The organism is Nocardia africana NBRC 100379, from assembly GCF_001612635.1.
GTDB classification, from domain to species: domain Bacteria; phylum Actinomycetota; class Actinomycetes; order Mycobacteriales; family Mycobacteriaceae; genus Nocardia; species Nocardia africana.
On record NZ_BDAV01000005.1, the window covers coordinates 367,622 to 389,467 of the forward strand.

Annotated in this window: 18 protein-coding genes; 4 read left to right on the top strand and 14 right to left on the bottom strand. The window is 68.7% G+C overall.

What is annotated here, in order from left to right:
• Window positions 1-28: 28 nt before the first annotated feature.
• From NA3_RS06945 to NA3_RS06975, 8 genes are all read right to left on the bottom strand, one after another.
• Window positions 29-1,225, bottom strand: a complete 1,197-nt coding sequence (locus NA3_RS06945) for an Hsp70 family protein (protein WP_128145385.1) — start codon at window positions 1,223-1,225, stop codon at window positions 29-31.
• Window positions 1,226-1,725: 500 nt separating this feature from the next.
• Complete coding sequence (locus NA3_RS06950; RefSeq protein WP_030512833.1) at window positions 1,726-2,721, bottom strand: sulfate/molybdate ABC transporter ATP-binding protein; 996 nt, start codon at window positions 2,719-2,721, stop codon at window positions 1,726-1,728.
• Window positions 2,722-2,743: 22 nt separating this feature from the next.
• Complete coding sequence (gene cysW / locus NA3_RS06955; RefSeq protein ID WP_062962674.1) at window positions 2,744-3,553, bottom strand: sulfate ABC transporter permease subunit CysW; 810 nt, start codon at window positions 3,551-3,553, stop codon at window positions 2,744-2,746.
• Window positions 3,550-4,317, bottom strand: a complete 768-nt coding sequence (gene cysT / locus NA3_RS06960; protein ID WP_062962936.1) for a sulfate ABC transporter permease subunit CysT — start codon at window positions 4,315-4,317, stop codon at window positions 3,550-3,552. Before cysT ends, cysW begins: the two co-directional genes overlap by 4 nt.
• A 180-nt stretch (window positions 4,318-4,497) precedes the next feature.
• Window positions 4,498-5,556 carry a sulfate ABC transporter substrate-binding protein gene (locus NA3_RS06965; protein ID WP_062962675.1) on the bottom strand — a complete coding sequence of 353 codons (1,059 nt, stop codon included), beginning with the start codon at window positions 5,554-5,556 and terminating at the stop codon, window positions 4,498-4,500.
• A 190-nt stretch (window positions 5,557-5,746) separates the two neighbouring features.
• Window positions 5,747-5,839: an Ms4533A family Cys-rich leader peptide gene (locus NA3_RS39240; protein WP_310400397.1), complete on the bottom strand. Its 93-nt coding sequence runs from the start codon at window positions 5,837-5,839 to the stop codon at window positions 5,747-5,749.
• Between the two features lie 238 nt (window positions 5,840-6,077).
• Window positions 6,078-6,335 carry a hypothetical protein gene (locus NA3_RS06970; RefSeq protein WP_062962676.1) on the bottom strand — a complete coding sequence of 86 codons (258 nt, stop codon included), beginning with the start codon at window positions 6,333-6,335 and terminating at the stop codon, window positions 6,078-6,080.
• A gap of 114 nt (window positions 6,336-6,449) precedes the next feature.
• The gene (locus NA3_RS06975) at window positions 6,450-6,764 is read right to left on the bottom strand and encodes a hypothetical protein (protein ID WP_062962677.1); all 315 of its coding nucleotides are present in this window, start codon (window positions 6,762-6,764) and stop codon (window positions 6,450-6,452) included.
• Window positions 6,765-6,875: 111 nt separating this feature from the next.
• Here NA3_RS06975 and NA3_RS06980 point away from each other — a divergent pair, with 111 nt between their 5' ends.
• Window positions 6,876-8,924, top strand: a complete 2,049-nt coding sequence (locus NA3_RS06980; RefSeq protein ID WP_062962678.1) for a glycoside hydrolase family 15 protein — start codon at window positions 6,876-6,878, stop codon at window positions 8,922-8,924.
• Between the two features lie 42 nt (window positions 8,925-8,966).
• On the opposite strand, the gene NA3_RS06985 is transcribed toward NA3_RS06980, so the two are convergent.
• From NA3_RS06985 to lepA, 3 genes are all read right to left on the bottom strand, one after another.
• The gene (locus NA3_RS06985; protein ID WP_227994977.1) at window positions 8,967-10,751 is read right to left on the bottom strand and encodes a P-loop NTPase family protein; all 1,785 of its coding nucleotides are present in this window, start codon (window positions 10,749-10,751) and stop codon (window positions 8,967-8,969) included.
• Window positions 10,748-13,210, bottom strand: coding sequence for a hypothetical protein (locus NA3_RS06990; protein ID WP_062962679.1), 2,463 nt, complete (start codon window positions 13,208-13,210; stop codon window positions 10,748-10,750). The genes NA3_RS06985 and NA3_RS06990 overlap by 4 nt, the downstream gene beginning before the upstream one ends.
• Before the next feature lie 244 nt (window positions 13,211-13,454).
• A complete protein-coding gene (lepA, locus tag NA3_RS06995; protein WP_084491289.1) occupies window positions 13,455-15,296 on the bottom strand; it encodes a translation elongation factor 4 in 1,842 nt (613 codons plus the stop codon).
• A gap of 223 nt (window positions 15,297-15,519) precedes the next feature.
• On the opposite strand from lepA, the gene NA3_RS07000 reads away from it, so the two are divergent.
• The 3 genes from NA3_RS07000 to NA3_RS07010 all read left to right on the top strand — a co-directional run bounded on the left by NA3_RS07000 (window position 15,520) and on the right by NA3_RS07010 (window position 17,743).
• On the top strand, window positions 15,520-16,089 hold the full coding sequence (locus NA3_RS07000; protein WP_062962681.1) for a type II toxin-antitoxin system PemK/MazF family toxin: 570 nt from the start codon (window positions 15,520-15,522) through the stop codon (window positions 16,087-16,089).
• Window positions 16,090-16,267: 178 nt separating this feature from the next.
• Complete coding sequence (gene rpsT / locus NA3_RS07005; RefSeq protein ID WP_039777096.1) at window positions 16,268-16,531, top strand: 30S ribosomal protein S20; 264 nt, start codon at window positions 16,268-16,270, stop codon at window positions 16,529-16,531.
• Between the two features lie 141 nt (window positions 16,532-16,672).
• Complete coding sequence (locus tag NA3_RS07010; RefSeq protein ID WP_084491290.1) at window positions 16,673-17,743, top strand: phosphatidylinositol-specific phospholipase C domain-containing protein; 1,071 nt, start codon at window positions 16,673-16,675, stop codon at window positions 17,741-17,743.
• Between the two features lie 108 nt (window positions 17,744-17,851).
• Here NA3_RS07010 and holA read toward each other — a convergent pair whose 3' ends face one another.
• The 3 genes from holA to NA3_RS35790 are packed head-to-tail and all read right to left on the bottom strand — an operon-like array spanning window position 17,852 to window position 21,785.
• Window positions 17,852-18,826, bottom strand: coding sequence for a DNA polymerase III subunit delta (holA, locus tag NA3_RS07015; RefSeq protein WP_062962683.1), 975 nt, complete (start codon window positions 18,824-18,826; stop codon window positions 17,852-17,854).
• A complete protein-coding gene (locus NA3_RS07020; RefSeq protein WP_063917330.1) occupies window positions 18,823-20,490 on the bottom strand; it encodes a ComEC/Rec2 family competence protein in 1,668 nt (555 codons plus the stop codon). The genes holA and NA3_RS07020 overlap by 4 nt, the downstream gene beginning before the upstream one ends.
• Window positions 20,487-21,785, bottom strand: coding sequence for a ComEA family DNA-binding protein (locus tag NA3_RS35790; RefSeq protein WP_084491292.1), 1,299 nt, complete (start codon window positions 21,783-21,785; stop codon window positions 20,487-20,489). The genes NA3_RS07020 and NA3_RS35790 overlap by 4 nt, the downstream gene beginning before the upstream one ends.
• Window positions 21,786-21,846 lie beyond the last annotated feature (61 nt).

Genomic DNA, 21,846 nt, shown 5'->3' on the forward strand with positions numbered 1-21,846 from the left:
GAGTCGGCTTCCCCTGCGCGGCACGCCGTCAGTGCTGCACGTGCACGATCCCGGCGCTCATGGATTGCGCTCCCGCTTCGTCCCCCACCACAGCCGTCGCCGCGAACAGCGCACCACCCGCCGCGACCGCGACGGTGACCGCGACCCGGGTCAGCCGGCGACGCAGCATGCGCGGCGGCTCGGGCCGCTCCGGCGCCTCGGCGACCTCGCTCTCCCGGACCGATTCCGCGGCACGGCGCGCGAAAATGGCGGCGCCCTCGGCGATCGTGCGCTCCGGATCCGGGGCGACGATCACCGGCCGCGCCAGCGCCGCTGCCAGGACAGCGGCGACTTCGGGCGGGCGGGCGGCGCCGCCGACGACCAGCACACAGTCGACATCGGCCATCGTCACGCGGGCCCGTCCGAGGCATTCGTACACCACATCGAGCGACTCGCGGATGTGCGCGGTGCGCAGTGCCGTGATCGCCGAGTCGGCCACCGACGATTCACCGGCGCGCCAGTTGTCCTGGGCGGCCATCTTCGCGCCGAAGGCGCGGCCACCGAAGGCCGTGGAGCGCAACGGTTCCCCGATCACCGGCTGGTCGGGAGTACCGGCGCCGACGCGCACCAAGGTCACGGTCAACCCCGATCCGCCGAGGTCGTAGACCAGCGCCAAGCCCGGCAGCAGCGGACCGTGCGCCACCGACAGCCACGCCGCGGCCGCCACCGGTTCGGCCACCAGGGCGGCATGGGACAGCCCGATCGCATCGAGGGCCTCGCGCAGTTCGAGCACCCGCTCTTCGTCGTAGCTCACCGGATGAGTCACGGCGACAGCGGTTTCCGGATTACGAGTATCGGCGGTGGCCACCACGTGGGCGGATACGTCCGCGACCACGGTGCGCGCGACGGTCGCCACCAGATCGGCCGCGGACAGCGAACGATGACGCACGCGCGCGGTCCGTCCAGGCTCGGTCAGATCGGCGAAATCGGTCACGGCACGGCCGTGCCGCGGAATCCGGCCGACCCGCGCGGTGCCGCTGCTGTCGAAAGTGAGTGTCGTACGCCAGGTTCCCGGCGCCGTGCGCTGTTGCGACAGCGCGGATCTCGGACCGGAAGCCCGTGTGCGCCCACCGGATCCGCCGGCCGCGCCACGCCTGCGGCCCCGGGCGTTCTTCCCGCTCTCAGCAGTATCGATGGCGCACACCGTGTTGACCGTGCCGATACTCACTCCGAGCCCAACCGTCATCACAATTCCCCTCGATCGACGAGCGTACGTCCGCTGACATGTCCCGAGCAGGCATCAGGCAATCACTGTGCTGAGAACTTGCCAAGCACCGGACAATCGGTTGTCCGCTCAACCGCCGCACTTCGCGATGACGCCGCCGATACCGCAAATATACGCCTTCACCTGCGGTAACAAATCAGGCAATTCATACGCGCAGTGGACAATTCGCGACACCGACCGACCGGTACGGATTTGCCAGCAATCGTGCGAATATCCTCGGACACCGTATACCGGCGATCCGGCAACCGGTGGCGCATCCGCGAAACACTCACTCCCGCAGCGCGCCACGGACGCGGGATGCGCATCGGCGACCGGGGAGGGCGCTCCGCTCGACGGCGAGCCGGATGTGCCGGCGCTCCGGCAGCCGTGGGCCATCGGGCGAAACGCTCACTCCCCCAGTGCCACACGAATACGGAAGGCGGGCCCACTCGACAGCGAGCCGGGAGTGCCGGCGGGCGAGATCAGGCCGCCGGCAGTTCCGGGATGCGGGTGGCGCGGGCGAAGACGGTCTCGCCCTCCGCCAACCGCAACGCCTCCGCATCACCGCGAGTGACCTGCGCGGTGAACAGATCGCCGGTGGCCGCGTTGCGCAATTCGAGGCGAACCTCGAATCCCAGGCGGACGACGCGCTCGACGGTCGCGCGGGTGACTCCCGCCGATTCCGCGGTGCCCTCGTGTTCGGCCAGGGCCATACCGGGATCGCGTCCGATGCGAATATCGTGCGGGCGCACGAGATGTCCGTTCAACTTGGCCACCGCACCGAGGAAGGACATGACGAATTCGTTGGCGGGACGGTCGTACACGTCTTCGGGCGTTCCGACCTGTTCGATGCGACCGGCGTTCATCACCGCGATCCGGTCGGCGACGTCGAGCGCCTCCTCCTGATCGTGGGTGACCAGCACGGTGGTCACGTGCACTTCCTCGTGCAGGCGACGCAGCCACGTGCGCAGGTCGTGTCGGACCTTGGCGTCGAGCGCGCCGAACGGCTCGTCGAGCAACAGCACCTGCGGGTCGACGGCCAGCGCGCGGGCCAGAGCCATCCGCTGACGCTGACCACCCGACAGCTGCGCCGGATAACGATGCTGGAAGCCGTCGAGGCCCACGATGCCGAGCAGTTCGTCCACGCGCTTGCGGATTTCGTTCTTCGGCCGCTTGCGGATCTTCAGCCCGAACGCGACGTTGTCGCGCACGGTCATATGTTTGAACGCCGCGTAGTGCTGGAAGACGAAGCCGATATCGCGCTTCTGCGGCGAGACCCGGGTGACGTCGCGGTCGGCGATGGTCACGATGCCCGAATCCAAGGATTCCAAGCCGGCGATCGACCGCAGCAGCGTCGATTTCCCGGAACCGGAGGGCCCCAGCAGTGCGGTCAGCTCACCCGAGGGGATGTCGAGGCTGACGTTGTCGAGGGCGGCGAACGAACCATAACGCTTGTTCGCGTCGGTGACGGTAATCATGTGCTTGCCTCCGGCAACGTAATCATTTGGCAGTGCCACGCTTGCGTTCGAGAAGGGTCATCAGGACCAGGGTGACGAGCGCCATGGCCATGAGCAGGGTCGCCGCGCAGTAGGCGCCGAAGGTGTTGTGGTCGTTGATGTAACGACCGTGCACCAGCAGCGTCAGGGTTTGGGAGATTCCGGGCAGTCCGGACGACACCATGATCACGGCGCCGAATTCGCCGAGGGCGCGAGCGACGGTGAGCACGATGCCGTAGGTGAGGCCCCACCGGATGGCCGGCAGGGTGATGCGCCAGAAGGTCTGCCAGCGGCCGGCGCCCAGGGTCGCCGCGGCCTGCTCCTGATCGTCTCCGATCTCGTGCAGGACCGGGACGACCTCGCTGACCACGAAGGGCAGCGTGACGAAGAGGGTGGCGATCACCATGCCCGGCAGGCCGAAGATCACCCGGAAGCCGACGCTGTCGAGACCGCCGAACCAGCCGCCGACACCCCACAGCATGATCAGCGATACGCCGACCACCACCGGCGAGACCGCGAACGGCAGATCCACCACACCCTGAATCAGGGTGCGCCCCCGGAAGTTTCCGCGCACCAGGGCGATGGCCGTGATGACTCCGAAGACCACATTGAGCGGCACCACGATCGCGACGATCAACAGCGAGAGATTGAACGCCGAGATCGCGGCGGGTGTGGTGATCGAATCGAGGAATGCGCCGATCCCGTGCTCGAAGCTGCGCCAGAGAATGATCACCAGCGGAGCCACCAGCAACACGATCAGATACGCGAGCGCGATCACGCGCAGCGAAATCCGGGACGGGGCGGACAGTTTCATCGGCTGGCCTGTTCCTTGCGGGCGGTGCGTTCGGAGAAGATGCGCAGGATCAGCAGGGTGGCGAAGGAAATCGCCAGCAGCGCAACCGAAACCGCCGCCGCGTTCACCGGACGGTCCACCTCGATCTGCTGCTGGATGTACTGCGACGCCACCTGCGTGCGGCGCGGAATATTGCCGCCGATCAGGACCACCGACCCGTATTCGCCGATGGCGCGCGCGAAGGCGAGGCCGCCGCCGGAGATGATGGCCGGCGCGAGCGACGGCAGTACCACGCGCCGGAAGATGGTCGGATTGTTCGCACCGAGCGAGGCCGCGGCCTGCTCGACCTCCTTATCCGCTTCGATGAGCACCGGCTGCACCGAGCGCACGACGAACGGCAGCGTCACGAAGGCCAGCGCCACCACCAGTCCCGGCTGGGTGGCGTTGAGGTGGATACCGACCGGGCTCTGCGGCCCGTACAGCGACAACAGGACGATGCTCGCCACGATCGTCGGAAGTGCGAAGGGCAGATCGATCAGGGCGTTGACGAAGCTCTTGCCGGGGAAATCGTCGCGCACCAGCACCCACGCGACCACGGTGCCCATGACGACGTTGATCACGGCGACGGCCACCGACACGAGGACCGTCACCCGCAACGCGTCCAGTGCCGCGGGCGCGGTGACCGCATCCCAGAAGCCGGACCACCCGTCGTCGAAGGAATGGACCGTCAGTGCGGCCAGCGGCAGCAAGACGATGATGCTCAGCCAGAGCACCGTGATCGCCAGGCCGAGCGAGCCGGCCGCTCCGGTGAGGCGCGACCGCCAGGCCGGACCGGCCGACTCCTTCTGCTGCTGCCCGGAAACGCCGGGACCAGGGGTCCCGGCGTCGGTACTACTGCCGATATCGGCTTTCGTACTGCTGTCAGTCACAGTTATCCAGTATTCCGTGCGCTCCGGGCCACCGGCTTACTTGGTGGCTTTGTCGTAGAGCACCGCGACGCTGCCGGTGTTGGGGGTGAACAGATCCTTGTCGACCTGCTTCCAGCCACCCAGATCGGCGATCGTCCACAGCTTCTGCGGCGCCGGGAAATCCTTGCTGTACTTCGCGGCGACCTGCGGATCGACGGGACGGAAACCGGCCTCCGCCCAGGCCTTCTGACCGGCCTGCGAGTACAGGAAGTCCTTGAACGCCACGGCCGTGGTGGGGTTCTTGGCGTTCTTCGTCACGGCCACCGGGTTCTCGATCTTGAAGGTGGTCGGCGGGAGGACGTGGTCGATCGGGTCCCCGCTGCGCTCGGAGAAGATCGCCTCGTTCTCGTAGCTGAGCAGGACGTCACCGGTTCCCTGCAGGAAGGTTTCGGTCGCTTCCCGGCCGGACTTCGGTTGCACCTTGATGTGGTCCTTGGAGATCAGCTTGCCCAGATAGTCCAGGCCCGCCTGCGTGTTCTTGCCGCCGTCGCTTTCGGCGGCGTAGGGCGCCAGCAGGTTCCACTTGGCCGACCCGGAGCTGAACGGGTTCGGCGTCACCACCTCGACGCCCGGCTTGAGCAGGTCGTTCCAGTCGTGAATGCCCTTGGGGTTGCCCTTGCGGACCGCGATCACGACGACCGAACCGAACGGCACACCCTTGTTGGCGTCGGCATTCCAGTTCGAGTCGACCAGTCCGGCATCCACCAGCCGGGTGATGTCGGGCTCGACCGAGAAGCTGACGACGTCGGCCTGCGCCCCGTCCTTCACCTTGCGGGACTGGTCACCGGAGGCGCCGTAGGACTGCTGAATCTGCGCGCCCTTGCCCGCCTCGGTCTTGTTGAATTCGGTGATCACCTTGTCGTAGCCCGGCTTGGCGACCGAGTAGGCGAACAGCGTCAGCTGCCCGCCACCGCTGTTGGCGTTGCCACCCGCGGTGTCGCTCGAACCACCACTGCAGGCGGCGGTCAGTCCCACGGCCACCAGCGCGGTGAGCGCGACGGCGATGCGCCCTCGGCGCACCGAGAACCAGGATCTGCTGGACGATCTGCGAGACATGGAAGCGACCTTTCCTGCCGCCCGCCACCGGCGCACACTGCTGCCGGAGCGGATGTAACTGTGATTGAGCGGTAGACCTGCCCCGGTGGATACCGGGCAGTGGCGCGTGCGGCAGAGCCGCGGGATGCGGAGACGCTGCGGAAAAAGATGTGCGCCGGTCCGATGGAGAAGGCGCAGCGTGTCCGATCAGCTATCGACGACAGTGAATGTCCGCGACGACGAGACAGCCGACCGCGATCAACGCCAATTCATGGCGGACCTGCGGAACAACGCTCGATGACACGGGCAGACTCTAACAGAGCGCCCGGAACCGCGCGAATCGGTCGAAGGGGAAATCGCCCGGGCCCGGCGAGTCCGCGAAAACCGCCGATGACCGGCGGGGAGTATTCATATTTCGGATTCTCGATCGCCACCGCGCCGACACCGGAACGACCACCGGGGTCCGGGCGAACCGTGGTCAAGACCACAGCCGCGCGGACCCCGGTGCGTACGATTCCGGCACCAGCCGATCGGTGGCCGGTCTACTCCTCGTCGGCGGACTCGGGCGGGCTTTCGTAGAGGTCGAGCACCCACTCCTCGACGGCGGTGTCCTCACCGTCCTCGTCGGGCTCGTCGGCGCGCAGCCGGTTCTGCAGCCGCACGCCCAGACCGAGCAGTTGCGCGGCGCGCACCATCTCGATCGCCTCGTCGGCGGTGGTGTAGTGGGTCGCGATCAGTCGGGGGCCGTCCTCGATCTCCAGAAGCTGCTCGAGGTCGACGAATTCCTCATCGGTTGGCATGGGCTGCACAGTACCTGCAACCTCCGACACCGGGGGATTATCGCGTCAGCAACCAGGCGACGACGATCAGCACGAGCAGCGCGATCAGCGCCAACTGGACGCGTGAGCGTGGCATCAGATCGCTTCCTTCGGCATCGGCCCCGGAGTGTGCATCGACGCCCCGGCCAGGACCGGCTCGGGCGGTGCCACGGCCGCCGTATCGGACGCGATCTCGGAGGCCGCGTCGCCGGGCACGAGGTCGGTCTCGGCGACGGCCGAGCGGTCCCGGCCGAGCAGCCGCAGCGCGATCCGCAATCCACGATCGAGCAGGTAGGCGATCAGGAAACTGACCGGCACCGCCCCGACCAGAACCACAGCGAACTGGGGGATGAACGGTAATCCGGCCACCCACAACTCGAAGCCGTCCCACCAGCCCGCGACATGATGCACAACCTCCAGCCTAGTAGGTCACGGGTGCGGCGGCCGCGGGGCATGCCGACCGGCCGTCGCGAGGTGTCGGCAGTCCCGGCGAACGGGATCGGAATCCACCATGATGGCTGTATGGCGTCCTACGACGAACCGATCACCGAACAACCTCTCATCGAGACGCTCGACGACATGTCCCCGCCGCGCGATGCCCTGGCCGATATCTCCGATGCCGAGATAGGGGCGAACTACCTGCCCATCTCGGCGGGTGTGGTGCACAAGTCGTCGTATCCGCCGATCGACGACTACGCCTTCCTCTCCGATTGCGAGACCTGCTGCCTCATCGCGCGCAACGGCGCGGTCGAGTGGATGTGCCTGCCGCGCCCGGATTCGCCCAGTGTGTTCGGCGCCATGCTGGACCGCAGCGCCGGCCACTTCCGGCTCGGCCCCTACGGCGTGAACGTGCCCGCGGCGCGGCGCTACCTGCCCGGCGGCATGATCGTGGAGACGACCTGGCAGACCGACACCGGCTGGATCATCGTCCGCGACGCGCTGGTCCTGGGTCCCTGGCACAACAACGACCGGCGCAGCCGGACCTACCGCCGCACCCCGGAGGACTGGGACGCCGAGCACATCCTGCTGCGCACGGTGAAATGTGTCAGCGGCGTGGTCGAACTGGAGATGAGCTGCGAACCGGCCTTCGACTATCACCGGGCGGCCGTGAACTGGGAATACACCGGCGATGTCTACGAGCGGGCCACCGCCACCGCGACCTGCTCGCACGACGAATTGCCCTGCGGCGAACTGGTTCTCACCACGGATATGCGGCTGGGGCTGGAGGGGCGCGAGGCCCGCGCCCGCACCCGCATGCGCGAGGGCGACGAATTGTTCGTGGCGCTGTCCTGGTCACCGCTGCCGGCCCCGCGCACCTTCGCCGAGGCGGCGGAGAAGATGTGGCAGACCACCGAATGCTGGCGGCAGTGGATCACTCTGGGCAAGTTCCCGGATCATCCGTGGCGCGGCTATCTGCAGCGCAGCGCGCTCACGCTCAAGGGCCTGATCTACTCCCCGAGCGGCGCCCTGATGGCGGCCGCGACCACCTCACTTCCGGAAACGCCTGGCGGCGAACGCAACTGGGACTACCGCTACAGCTGGGTGCGCGACTCGACCTTCGCCCTGTGGGGTCTCTACACACTGGGCCTCAACCGGGAAGCCGACGACTTCTTCGCCTTCCTGCACGATGTCGCGACCGCGAAAGACGGTGAGGCGCAACCGCTTCAGGTGATGTACGGCATCGGCGGCGAACGCGACCTGGACGAGTCCGAAGTTCCGCATCTGCACGGTTACGACGGCGCCAAGCCGGTCCGCATCGGCAACGGCGCGTTTCAGCAACAGCAGCACGACATCTGGGGCACCATCCTGGATTCGGTCTACCTGCACGTGAAGTCGCGGCAGCAGGTGCCCGAGACGTTGTGGCCGATGCTGAAGCGTCAGGTCGAGGCGGCGATCGAGAACTGGCGCAAACCCGACCGCGGAATCTGGGAGGTGCGCGGCGAACCGCAGCATTTCACCTCTTCCAAGGTGATGTGCTGGGTCGCGCTGGATCGCGGCGCGAAACTCGCCGAGTTGCACGGCGAGGCCGACTACGCCGAGAAGTGGGCCGCGCTCGCCGAAGAGATCCGCGCCGATGTACTCACCCACGGCGTGAACGACAAGGGCATCTTCACCCAGACCTACGGTGGCGACACCCTCGACGCCTCACTGTTGCTGGTCGTCCTCCTGCGCTTCCTGCCGCCCACCGATCCGCGGGTGCGCGCGACGGTCCTGGCCATCGCCTCCGATCTGACCCAGCACGGTCTGGTGCTGCGCTACCGCACCGACACCACCGACGACGGATTGTCCGGCGCGGAGGGCACATTCACCATCTGCTCGTTCTGGCTGGTGTCGGCGCTGGTGGAAATCGGCGAGGTGCGCCGGGCGCGGCATCTGCTGGAACGGCTGCTCGGATACGCCAGTCCGCTCAAGCTCTACGCCGAGGAAATCGACCCCTACACCGGACGGCATCTGGGCAATTTCCCGCAGGCGTTCACCCACCTGGCCTTGATCAACGCGGTCATGCACGTGATCCGGGCGGAGCAGGCCACCGGCGCGGGAGGATTCCGCCCGGCCCATCCGGCGGGCTGACGAGTACGGGTGGTCCCGGCGGCACCGGTCCACCCGGAAACATCAGGGCACATCGGCGTTTTCGCGGATCTCCCGCAGCCGGACCATCGATCGCTCGATTTCGGTGAGACGCCGTTCGCGACTCTCCGGCGAGTTGATCGCCGCCGCCTCCTCGGCCGCGCGCAGCGATTCGTCCACCGATCGCAGCGTCTGATCGGCCAGATCGGTGAAGTGGTCGCGCAGCATGCGCTGCATGGCCCGCAGCCGGTGCCGTGATTCCTTGCCGACCTGGAAGATGACATCGTCCATCAGGCGGGCCACCGCCACCTTGGCCTCGGACTGGCGGCGCTCCCGGCGCAGCTTGCGGTCCTCCCACAGGGCGTTGATACCCAGCAGGGCGGCGGCCGCGCCCGAATACCAGTTCACCAGTGGCATTTTCAGCAAACTGGTGAGCAACCCGACCATCAGCAGGCCGCCGTAGGAACCGCGCATCACGTTCAGCAGCGACGAGGTGAAACTCCCCTTCGCGGTGTCCAGCGGCTCCAGCGAGGCCACGGGTTCGAGGACGTCGCCCGGATCCTCGAGCCGCAGATCCGGCAGCGGCACATCGCGCGAGTCGGCGGGGAACTTCGCGGTCACCTGCTCGGCCAGTTCGACCGCGCGATAGTGGGCGACGACGAAATTCTCCTCGACCGCCTCGCAGATCCGGGAATCCAGATCGGCGCCGAATTCGTCCCAGCTGCGCGCCGGATCGCGTTTGGCGATCTCCGATTCGGCGTGACGGACCAGCACGCGCAGCCGGTGCCGCAGATCGTGTTCGATATCGGCCATCAGCTCCGAGCAGCCGTCGGCGAGGGTGACCTGCCAGTTGGCGCTGCGGTGGCGCAGATCGTCGGCCTCGGCGCGCGCGGCGCGCAACTGATCGGTGATCGCGGTGTAGCGCTGCGGATCGCGCAGGGTTTCGGCCTCACTGCGCAGGGCCAGCCCCAGATGGTCGGTGATGGTGCGGATGTCGCGCACCGCCGCCTCCCGGGCGACGGCGTCGGCGCGGGCGAGGACGTATCCGCGCAGATGGTCGATCAGTTGCGGCACACCGGATTCGATATCGCGGCGGTGATCGTCGCCGGCGCGCAGATGCAGGTCGGCGGAGATCGGGGCCACCGCGAAACCCAGGCCGGCGTCGTCGAGCAGATCGCGGTTGCGCTGCTGCACCCGGCTCCAGTGGCTGTAGCGATCGATCTTGTTGAGCACACAGACGACGGTCGGGCACACCTGCCGGATGCGCTGCAGCAGGGCGATCTGCTCGGGGGTGTACTCCGCGGCCGCGTCGCTGACGTAGAGCACCGCGTCGGCGGCGGCGATCAGCGACCAGGTCGTCGGCGCGTCGGCGGGTGCGCCGGGCGCGTCCATCACCACGAACCCCTCGGCCAGCAGCGGGCTCGGGTCGGTGAACTCGGCTCGGATCACGCCGGCGGCACTCAGCGCCGGACCGGGGTTCAGCGGGTCGACGGGCTGGCGTTCGGTGCGACCACCGGGCAGCGAGCGCACCAGCGTGGCGGTCGCCTCCGGCCCGTACTCCGCGATCACCGGAACGCTGACCGGACTGCCGGTCGCGCTCACCGCGCTGCCCACCAGGCCGTTGACCAGCGTGCTCATCCCGTTCTTGGGTTCGCCGACGACCACCAGCCGCACGCGCGGATCGGCCACCCGAGCCCGCGACATTCCCAGCCGCGCGGTGAGATCGGCCCGGCCCGCGGCGCGGGTCAGGTCGAGCAGTTCGTCGAGCTGCGCGAGCAGCGGCGCCATCTCGTCGGGGTGTTTGGCACCCGGCGACTCCACCGCCGTCACAGCGGAAGCACGTGGAAATCGACGACAGGATGGTCCACCGGGTGGTGCGTCTCGGCAAAGGTGGTTTCGTGCAGACCGCCGGACAGTCCGGCTGCGGACACGCTCGTCAGCCCGTGGCCGGGATCGGTCCACAGCGAGGTGTCGTACGAATCGTTCACGGCCGCAACGGGTTTCACCGGAACGTGCGCATTCGGCGCGGGATCGATGGTGGTCGGCGGTTTGATCACGGTCGGCGGCTCCACGGGTGCGGTGTGCTGCGCGGTCGGCACGGTCGGTGCTTGTGTCGGAACGGTCTGGTCGTGACTCGGCGGCGTCGCATGCTGGGTCGGGACCTGCTGGGTCGGGACCTGCTGCGTCGGGACCTGCTGCGTCGGTGCGGAATCCTGGTCGTGAGTCGGCACCTGGGCACCGTGTGTCGGCGCGGCCGGATCATCGGCGTTACCGGTGGCGGAGGTGTCCGCGCCCGACGATGTACCCGGCGCATGCGTCGCGGTGTGACCCGGCGTCGAGGCATCCGCGCCGGCGGAGCTCGACGGCCCGGAGTCGCTGCCGGTATCCGACGGCGTCGTGCCCGGGGTGCGGGTGGGATGGGCGGAATCGGTGTCGCGGGGCACCGTCACGGTCGGTGTGGGCCGGTCGGTGGAATCGTGATCGGCCGAATCCCGTCCGGGCGAGGTACCCGGACGGGTGGTGTGCTCACCGCCGGGCGTGGTCCCCGGCGCGTGCGACGTGCTCGGCGTCTTCGTCGCATCGGCGCCGTGGGTCGTGGTGGTGCCGTGCGTCGTGGTGGTCGGCGCGTGGGTGGTGGTCCGCCCGGCGCCCGATTCCGAGGGATCGTCGGCACCGCCCGGCAGTCCGGTATCGGTGCCGGCGTGGCGGGGCCGATCGTCGAACAGCGCCGGAACGGCCATCGCGGGCGCGGTCAGCGGGGACGGTCCCGCATGCGTGGTGATCACGTTCGCGATCGGGTGGGTCGCCGCCTCGGGCTGAATCGTGGTCTGCAGCGGCGTCGCCGAGACCGGTTGGACGAGCGCGGGCGCCGGAGCGGGTGCGGCCGGCGCCGGAGCGGCAACGACCGGCGCCGTCGAAACCGGTTGCGGTGCCGCGACATTCGTCACCGGCGCGGACGCCTGCGCGGTGGCGTACGGCGTCGAGCCGGGAGCGGCCGAGGTCGCGATCGACCCGGATTGCGGCGCGAACGCCGGCGAACCCGGCACTGCGGCGCCAGGGCCGTTCGCGGCGGTGCCGGCGGGTCCGTTCACCGCCGCGCCCGCGGGGCCGTTCGCGACTCCGGCATGCGTCGCCGCGGCCGTAGCCACCCCGGGCGACGCCGCGCCCGGGCCGACACCGTCGGAGGCATGGGCACTCGACGTCGGGCCCCCGAAGTTGCCGGTCCAGCCGGAGGCGCCCGATTCGCTTGCCCCGCCGGGGATCTGGTGGGTGCCGCTGCCGAGCCACTGCCCGTAGTTGTCGAGCTGGTGCCCAACGTCGCCGACGGCGAAATCGACCTTGGTCTCGGTCGTCACCCAGATTCCGTCGAATCCGACGTGCGCATCGACCGTCATCTCGGTGCCGAGGAAGATGCCGGGATGGCCGCCGTCACCGACTCCGTCGAAGGCGCCGGGATGTGGATCCGACGGACCGCCGAACCCGCCGGGAGCGAATCCGTTCATCCCGGGCAGGTGAAGGCCGTTGGTGCCGGGCAGGCCCAGTCCGTGCCCGGGCAGTGGTGCGGTGGGATGGGTATCGGCGCCGGCCGTGTCGACATCGGCCTGCCGCTGGTCCGCCGCGTCCTCGTCACCGGGCAGCCCGAATGCCCCCGAGGCGTGAGACCGGCCGGGCAGACCGAAGCCTCCGGAGGTCTCCGATTCCGGCGCACCGGGCAGGCCGAAACCGGCCGGAGCACTGGCATGGTGCGCACCGGGAATCGTAAAGCCTTGTCCCCCACCAAATCCCGGACTGCTGAAACCGCCGTTGCCCGAATGCGAGGGGGAACCGGGGATCGAGAAGGGCGGTGCGGTCGACCCGCCGCCGGGCGATGTGGGCAGGCCACCGATACCGGGCGCGGGCTGGACACCCTCGGCGAAGGGCAATTGCATGCCCGGATAGGCATCGGTGCCGTGGTGTTCCGGCAACGCGAGTCCCGGTGCCGGTGCGGCCGGGGCGTGTGGCGCGGAGGTGCCGAGATCCGGCGGGACGGAGTCCGGCGACGGATCCGGATAGGTCACCACCGGACTCGGCACATCGGAGTGCGGATCGGCCGTGGACCAGCCGGTGATGTGGCTGTTGTGCGATTCGTTCTCCGGCGCCGGCGACCCGTTGGAGGCGATCAGCGCGCCGCCGGTGACGTACGCACCGGCCCGAGCCACCCGCGCGACACCGGTCGCGACGCGATATGCGGCATCGTCCGCATGATCGCCCGCGTCCGCATCATCATCGAAGGGCAGCTCACGCGTCATACAAACTCCGCTCTCAGCGTTCGGCTGGCGAAACCGAACGGGGTGTTACCGAATTTGGGTCTTTTTACACCTTATTTCCGGAAAACTTGCCTGTCACATCCTTCAGGTTTCTTTCAGGCGGACGGATGGCAGGCCACAGCGGTACTTTCTGAGCCTGCCACCGGCGGTCGTGACCGGAAAGCCCCAAGATCAACCGGCAGTCGACTCGGTCAACGGTCCAACTGATCTCACGGAACCTTGGAGACTACCTCTTCGGCTTGTCCGATGACGAATCGGTGGAGAGCGCGGCCACGAAGGCTTCCTGCGGAACATCGACCCGGCCGATGGTCTTCATGCGCTTCTTGCCCTCCTTCTGCTTCTCGAGCAGCTTGCGCTTACGCGAAATATCGCCGCCGTAGCACTTGGCCAGCACGTCCTTGCGGATCGCGCGGATGTTCTCGCGCGCGATGACCTTCGAGCCGATGGCCGCCTGGATCGGCACCTCGAACTGCTGCCGCGGAATGAGTTCGCGCAGTTTCGTGGTCATCTTGTGGCCGTAGGCCTGGGCCGCGTCCTTGTGCACGATGGCCGAGAATGCGTCGACGGCCTCGCCCTGCAGCAGGATGTCGACCTTGACCAGTGCGGCCTCCTGCTCGCCCGCCTCCTCGTAATCCAGCGAGGCGTAACCGCGGGTGCGCGATTTCAGCGAATCGAAGAAGTCGAAGATGATCTCCGCCATCGGCAGCGTGTACCGCATCTCGACGCGTGTCTCGGACAGATAGTCCATGCCGAGCAGTTCGCCGCGGCGCGACTGGCACAGCTCCATGATGGTGCCGACGAACTCACTCGGGGCGATGATCGTGCACTTGGTCACCGGTTCGAAGATCTGGCGCACCTTGCCCTCGGGCCAGAACGACGGGTTGGTGACGACGTGTTCGGTGCCGTCCTCCATGATCACGCGATAGATCACGTTGGGCGCGGTCGAGATCAGGTCGAGGTTGAATTCGCGCTGCAACCGCTCGCGGGTGATCTCCATGTGCAGCAGTCCCAGGAAGCCACAGCGGAAACCGAAGCCCAGCGCGACGGAGGTCTCCGGCACATAGGTGAGCGCGGCATCGTTGAGCTGCAGTTTGTCCAGCGCGTCACGCAGATCCGGATAGTCCGAACCGTCGACCGGATAGAGGCCGGAGTAGACCATCGGGCGCGGCTCCCGATAGCCGGTCAATGCCTCGGTGGCGCCGTCGCGCGCGGTGGTGACGGTGTCACCGACCTTCGACTGGCGGACGTCCTTCACACCGGTGATGAGGTAGCCCACCTCACCGACGCCGAGGCCCTGGGTGGGCTTGGGCTCCGGCGAGACGATGCCGATCTCCAGCAGTTCGTGGGTCGCGCCGGTGGACATCATCTTGATCTTCTGGCGCGGGGTGAGCTTGCCGTCCACCACACGCACGTAGGTGACGACGCCGCGATACGTGTCGTAGACGGAGTCGAAGATCAGCGCGCGGGCCGGGGCATCGGCCTCGCCGACCGGCGACGGGATCGTCTCGATCACCTTGTTGAGCAGTTCGGGCACGCCGACGCCGGTCTTGCCGGAGACGCGCAGCACATCCTCGGGTTCGCAGCCGACGATATGGGCGAGCTCGGCGGCGTAGCGGTCGGGATCGGCGGCGGGCAGGTCGATCTTGTTCAGCACCGGGATGATCTCGAGATCCTTGTCCAGTGCCAGATACAGATTGGCCAGCGTCTGCGCCTCGATGCCCTGGGCGGCGTCGACCAGCAGGATCGCACCCTCACACGCCTCGAGCGCCCGCGAGACCTCGTAGGTGAAGTCCACGTGCCCGGGGGTGTCGATCAGGTGCAGGACGTAGTCGGTGCCATCGACGTTCCAGGGCAACCGCACGTTCTGGGCCTTGATGGTGATACCGCGCTCGCGCTCGATATCCATCCGGTCCAGATACTGCGCACGCATCTGCCGTTCCTCGACCACCCCGGTCAACTGCAGCATGCGGTCGGCCAGCGTGGACTTGCCGTGGTCGATATGCGCGATGATGCAGAAGTTCCGGATCCGCGAGGGATCGGTGAACGTCGTGTCGGCAAACGTGCTGATGGGACACTCCTACCCGTGAACAAGTCGATAAGTCGCCATGCGGCAGTCTACGTGCGCATACCGCATGGTCGTGCACGCACCGGCGGGCCGGCATCAGCGGCAACGGCGCAGTTCCCGCGGCCGGCGACCCGGATGTGAGCGGCAGCACACTCGATTCCCCGCTGGGCACAACCGAATCCGGCAGGGATGAGCCGAACGCGCTTCGCCGTTAAGCTCTGCCGATATGGCCAGCACATGGAGCTCTCTGGGCAAGCAGTTGGGGACCATTGCCAAGGAGCAGGGGCCCCGGATCGTCAAGAAGCAGGCGCCGAAGCTCGTCGACCGGATGCAGCGCTCCTCGATGTGGGATCGCGCCCTCGGCGGCCGCCGCAAGGACACGGTCGCGGTGCGGCCGGCGGCCTCGGCTCCGGTGCCCACCCGGGAACGTGCCCGCCAGATCGTCTACTGCCCGCACCTCGACGGCCGCGCCGATCCCGGCGAGATCGTGTGGACCTGGGTGCCGTACGAGGAGGATCCGGCCAACGGCAAGGACCGCCCGGTACTGGTCGTGGGCCGGGAGCGCAAGACCCTGCTGGGTCTGATGCTCTCGTCGAACCCGGCGCGCGGCGCCGAGCACAACTGGATCGGAATAGGTTCGGGTCCTTGGGATTACGAGGGACGCGACAGCTGGGTCCGGCTGGATCGCGTTCTCGATGTGCCCGAGGCCGGAATCCGGCGCGAGGGGGCCATCCTCCCGCGCAAGACCTTCGATCTCGTCGCGCACCGGCTGTGCGTGGAGTACAACTGGGGGTGAGCGTCCTCGCGACCGGTGCGCTGACCGGGGCGCCGGCACAGCGATTTCACTTCACAGCACCCCAGCTGGTAACCTCGATCGTCGGCGCGGCGCTACCCGTTTCGGTGTAGTGCGCCCAGAGACTTTTCACGAACATCCAGAGCACATCAACTGACGAGAAGGAATCAGAGGAACAGGCGTGGCCAACATCAAGTCCCAGATGAAGCGGATCCGCACCAACGAGGCGGCGCGGGTGCGCAACCAGTCGGTGAAGTCCGCGCTGCGCACCTCGATCCGCAAGTTCCGCGAGGCCGCCGCGGCGGGCGAGAAGGACAAGGCGCTCGAGCTGATGCGTTCGGCGAGCCGCAGCCTGGACAAGGCCGCCTCGAAGGGCGTCATCCACGCCAACCAGGCCGCCAACAAGAAGTCCGCTCTCTCGCTGGCCTTCAACAAGCTGGGCTGATTTCCCGGGTTCCGGCCGTCGGCCGGAACCGACGCGGCATCGTTCTGCCGCACAACAGCATTCGCAACGCCGCCGTGGCAGAGGATCTGCATCGCAGATGACCACGGCGGCTTTTGTCGTTGTTTCACGTCCGCTACGGTGATGCGGGTGTGGGGTGGGGAGATTCGCAGAAGCACGGGCCTTTTTCTCGTGGTGGCGGCCGTGTCGGGCGCGCTGCTGACCGGGTGTGATCAGTCGGTCCCGGCCGCGCGATCCGCCGCTGCCGCACATCAGGCATCGGCCGTGCCGGGCACCGAGGCCGCCGGGACGCCCCGGGCAGCCACCGCCGGCGCGATCGACCACCTCGATGCCGCGAGCAATCCGGACTGGATGGGCGCACTGCCCGACAGCACCTCGCTCGGCGAGATGTCGATTCCCGGCACCCACGACACCCTGTCGATCCACGGCGGTAAGGCCGGGCCGGCCGTGGTCACCCAGGAGAAATTCGATACCGGGTGCACCGAGCCCGCCTGCGCCTCGCAACGGACCGCGAGCACCCAGCTCGAGGCCGGCATCCGCGCACTCGATATCCGTGTCCGGCGCGACGAGGCCGGCAATCTCGGCATCCAGCACGGCAGCTTCTATCAGCAGGCCGGTTTCGACGACGTACTGCGGGTCACCGAGCAATTCCTGAACCGGCATCCGCGCGAGACGATTCTGATGCGGGTGAAGGCCGAATGTACGAACGAGGACAAGACGTTCCAGTGCGAGGACGCGGGTGGGTTACCGCCCGACCCGCCACTGCTCGACCGGTACCTGAACGGGCATCCGCAGGTGTGGCGACCGGCGGCGACCGGACCCGCCGCGATTCCCCGGCTGGGTGATGTGCGCGGCGCCATCATCGTCATCCGTGCCGACGGGATCGACGATCGTGGTCTGCCGGTCGACGCGCAGGATCTGTGGGACAAACCCACTCGCGAGGACAAATGGGCGGCCGTCGCCGCCCACCTCGCGCGGGCGCCGGCCATCGGCACCCGCGCACTGTCGATGGACTTCCTGTCGGCCTCCGGGGTGCCCGACCCGGCGAAGTTTCCCCACCGCTACGCCGAATACGAGAATCAGCGCGCACTCGACTATCTCCGCTCCCGTCCCGGCACCGCGACCGGCATCGTGATGGCCGACTTCCCGGGTCCCGCACTCGTCGGCGAGATCATCACGCACAACCACCGCTGAGTCCGGCCGCCGCCTCGGTTCGATCGATGCGGCCCGGCGAGCAACCGCCGCCCGGCCGGGCCGGCCGCCGCCTCGCCCGCTCGGCGAGGTGACCTCCCGGCCCGCCGCTCAGTGTGCGGCGGCGTGCAGGTCCAGGATCGTGGCCAGCGCGTGTTCGAGCGCGTAATCCGTATCGGCCGCACCGCCTTTGACGTCGGCATTGAGTGCGGCCACCACTTGCAGGGCGGTGCCGATGGTGGCGGCGGTCCAGCCGCGCGCCTGGGTCTGCGCCTTCTTCACCTTCCAGGGCGGCATGCCGAGTTGCGAGGCCAGCGCGAACGGATCGCCGCGTCCGGCGGATCCGACCCTCGCGATGGTGTGCACGGAATCGGCGAGCGCGTCGGCGAGCAGCACGGCGGGAACGCCGCGGTCGGTCGCCCAGCGCAATGCCTCCATGGCCGCGGGGCGATCACCGGCGACGGCCAGATCGGCGACCTCGAATCCGGTGACCTCGGCACGGCCGGAGTAGTACCGGCGCACCGCGTCGACAGTCACCTTGCCGCCGGTATCGGCGGCCAGCTGGGAACAGGCCGCGGCCAGCTCGCGCAGATCCGATCCGATCGCCTCCACCACGGCCTGCACCACGTCACCCGCGACTCGGACGCCGGCCGAACGAAATTCGTTGCGCACGAACTCGTTTCGCTCGTTCGCCTTGCTGACCTTGGCGCAGTTGTGCACCTCGGCGCCCTGTTTCTGCAATGCCGGCGCCAGCGCCTTGGCCCGGCCGCCGCCGGAGTGCAGAACCACGAGCACGACACCCTCGGGCAGATCACCGGCGGCCGCGGTGACCAGCGCTACCGCATCCTTACCGGCCTCCGCGGCGGCCTCGAGCACGATCACCCGATCCTCGGCGAACAGCGAAGGGCTCAGCAGTTCGGCCAGTTCGGCGGAACTCGCATCCCCCGCTCGCAGCCGATCCACCGGCATCGCGTCGGGATCGTTGGTCGCGGCCCGCGCCTGCGCCACGATCGAGGCGACCGCCCGTTCGATGAGCAGTTCCTCCTCACCGAGTACCAGATGTAAGGCAGCCAGGTGATCGGTCACGGCACGATCCTACGGGTGGCCGGTGACAGGTTCACCGGCCCGTCGCCGGGCGCGGGCGGCGGAGCCGGGCCCGCATGGGTGCGATGGCGGCGCGAGCCGAGGCGGGCGAGTACGGCGACACCACATCCGATGAGCGCTCCGGCCAGTGCCGCGCCCGTCGCACCCGCGGGCATCGGCAGCGAAATCCCCAGTGCCGCCCCGCGTTCGGCGACGAAGAGCAACCACCACAGCGGCGGCTCGGCCAGGTTCAGCACCCAGATCGCCGCCGGCTGCCAGCAGCAGGAGAGGGCGGCCGCGCCGACGCCGAGCAGCGTGATCGGGGCGACGACGGGCTCGACCAGCACATTCGCCACGATCGCCACACCGCTGACATGTCCGGTGAGTGCCGCGATGATCGGCGTGGTGACCGCGAAGGCCGCCGCCGCGACACCGAACGCCTCGGCCACCAGCGGTGGCCAGCCGCGCTGTTCGAGCCACTGCGACCAGATCGGCGCCAGCAGGATCAGGCCCGCGGTGGCCAGCACCGACAGGGTGAATCCGATATCCACCGCCAAGTGCGGCGAGAACGCGATCAACACGAGCACCGCGGCACAGAGGGCGGGAAGCGCCTGTTTCCGGCGTCCCGTCACCATCGCCAGCACCGCGATCGCGCCCATCACCGCCGCCCGCAGTACCGAGGGCGACGGGCGCGCCAGGATGACGAATCCGATGAGCGCCAGCCCGGCGAGGACCGCGGCCCAGCGCGGGTCGAGCGTCAGCGCGCGGGTCGCGAGCAGCACGCCGGCCAGGACGATCGAGACATTCGTTCCGGACACGGCCACCAGATGCGTGAGATCGACCGCTTGGAAGTCCTCTCGCACGTGATCCGGCAGCCGGGAGATATCGCCGTCGATCAGCCCCGGCAGCACTCCGGCCGCATCCGGTGGCAGTGCCCGCCGGGCCGCCTCGGACAGATTTTCCCGCACCGTCGCGGCCGCCGACTGCCACCACGGGCGCGGGCCGACTCGGGACGGCGGGCCCTGCGCTCGTAGTACAGCGACCGTCAGATCGCGCCGCCACGGGCGATCGAGCCGAGCCCGGACGGTGACGTGCTGCCCCGGCACCAGATCCGACCAGCCTCGCTCCGGCATGATCACCGTCACCGCCGCATCGCCGTGCACCGATGTTGCACCGTAACAGAATTCGCGCACCGTCGCGCGCATCATCCATTGCCGCCCACCGAAGGAACGGGCCGGGAGGGGTTTCGGATCTCCCGCCACCATTTCGGCCGTCACCTCACTGCCCGCCGCCAGCCGCCCGAGGGGATGAGCACTCACGCGATAGGCCTGCCACGACGCCGCCACCCCGAACCCGGCGGACGCCAGCAGCGCGGCCAGCACCACCCACCACCCCGCTCGATGCGGCACACGAAAACGGCCACGCGCCAATACGATTCCCGATCCGGCCGCCGCCATTCCGAGCCCGACGCACACCCACATTCCGGCTCGCCATCCCAGCGATATGCCCGCAACGCTCACACCCCAGCACCCCAGCGCCGCGGGAAGCAACCGCGCGTCCAGTGCGGTGGCACCGGTTCCGGTCGTTCCCTGATCGGCATCGCCGCGCCCGGAGTCCGAGACCGGCTCGGGCCGGAGTCGACTGCCGTTGGATCCCCCGGGGTTCACAGGGTGACCTGATCGCGGAGGCGCTCGAGCTTGGCGGGACCGATGCCGGTGACTTCGGCGAGTTGGTCGATGCTGGTGAAGCGGCCGTGCCGAGTGCGCCAGCCGATAATGGCCGCGGCGGTGGTGGGACCCACCCCGGTGAGAGAGTCGAGATCCTGTTCCGTCGCCGTGTTGAGGTTGACCTTGTGTCCCGGTGGCGACACGGCGCCCGATGTCGCGGCCGAATGCGGCGCGCCCGGAACGACCATGCTGCCGAGGCGCGGGCCGCTCGCGGGACCGGGTGCACCGACGACAATCTGGTCTCCGTCGGCGAGCCGTTGGGCGAGATTCAGTCCGGCGAGGTCCGCACCGTCTCGCGCGACGGCCACCGCGACGGCATCGGCGACCCGCGTTCCGGGTGCGAGATGCACCAGTCCCGGATGCTCGACCAAGCCGATCACGCTGACCACCAGATCGCCGCCGGGAGCCGGCAACGGCGTCGCCCGGCCCGGCGGATCGGACCGCACGGCCAATCCGGGGCCATCCGCCGGTGCGGGCACGGCGGAGGTTTCGACGGAGGCCGTGTGCACGGCCGGTAGGGGTGCCACCGGCGCCGCCACCGGGTCGTCGCGGTGCGCCGCTGCCGCCGCGACGATCACGGCCGCCACGCCGGCACCGGCCAGCACCCACACCCCCTTCCGCCCCGGATCCATGCGAACTCCCCGGAATCGCTCCGGAACCAGCCGCTGCCAGATCGTCACCGTTCCCACCGGCTCACTGAGCCACTGCGGAATTCGCGGGCTTTCCGGCGCCTCGGCGAAGGTCACCGCCGCGCCATTCGCCGCGAGACCTTCGTCCTCTTCCCGACTGTCACCGTCGCGCAGGTCGGGGGCTCCCGCACTCGAAGGATGCGACGCGGCATCGCCGCGCCTCGGCCGGATACGGCTCGGCGGATATGGCCGCCTCGGCCAGGTACCACCGTGGTCGCCGGCCCGCACACCGGCGGCGGCTTCGTCCAGGCCCGCGTCCACACCCGGTCGCGTCGCGACGACAGTTCGGCCGCCGTCGGAGCCGCTCACCGGTACGGCAGGGAGATCCGGTTCGCTACCACGGAAGCCGAAATTCCTGCTTCCCGAGGGGCGGCCCGAGGGATCGCGGCGCTGTTCGGCCGAGTCGGCGGGTGACCGGGCGAGGTCCCACAGCCCGTCGTGGGTTGGGTCACCCGGCCCGGGGGCCAGGGTGCCGAGCGTTCCCAGCCCGGGTGATACGTCGTGCAGTCGCTGCCGCAGCAGGGTCCGATCCTCGTGTCGCGCCATGACCGTGACCGTAGGTGGGCGGTGCGTCGAGCCGCGGAGCGCGATCTGGGGTTTCGAAATG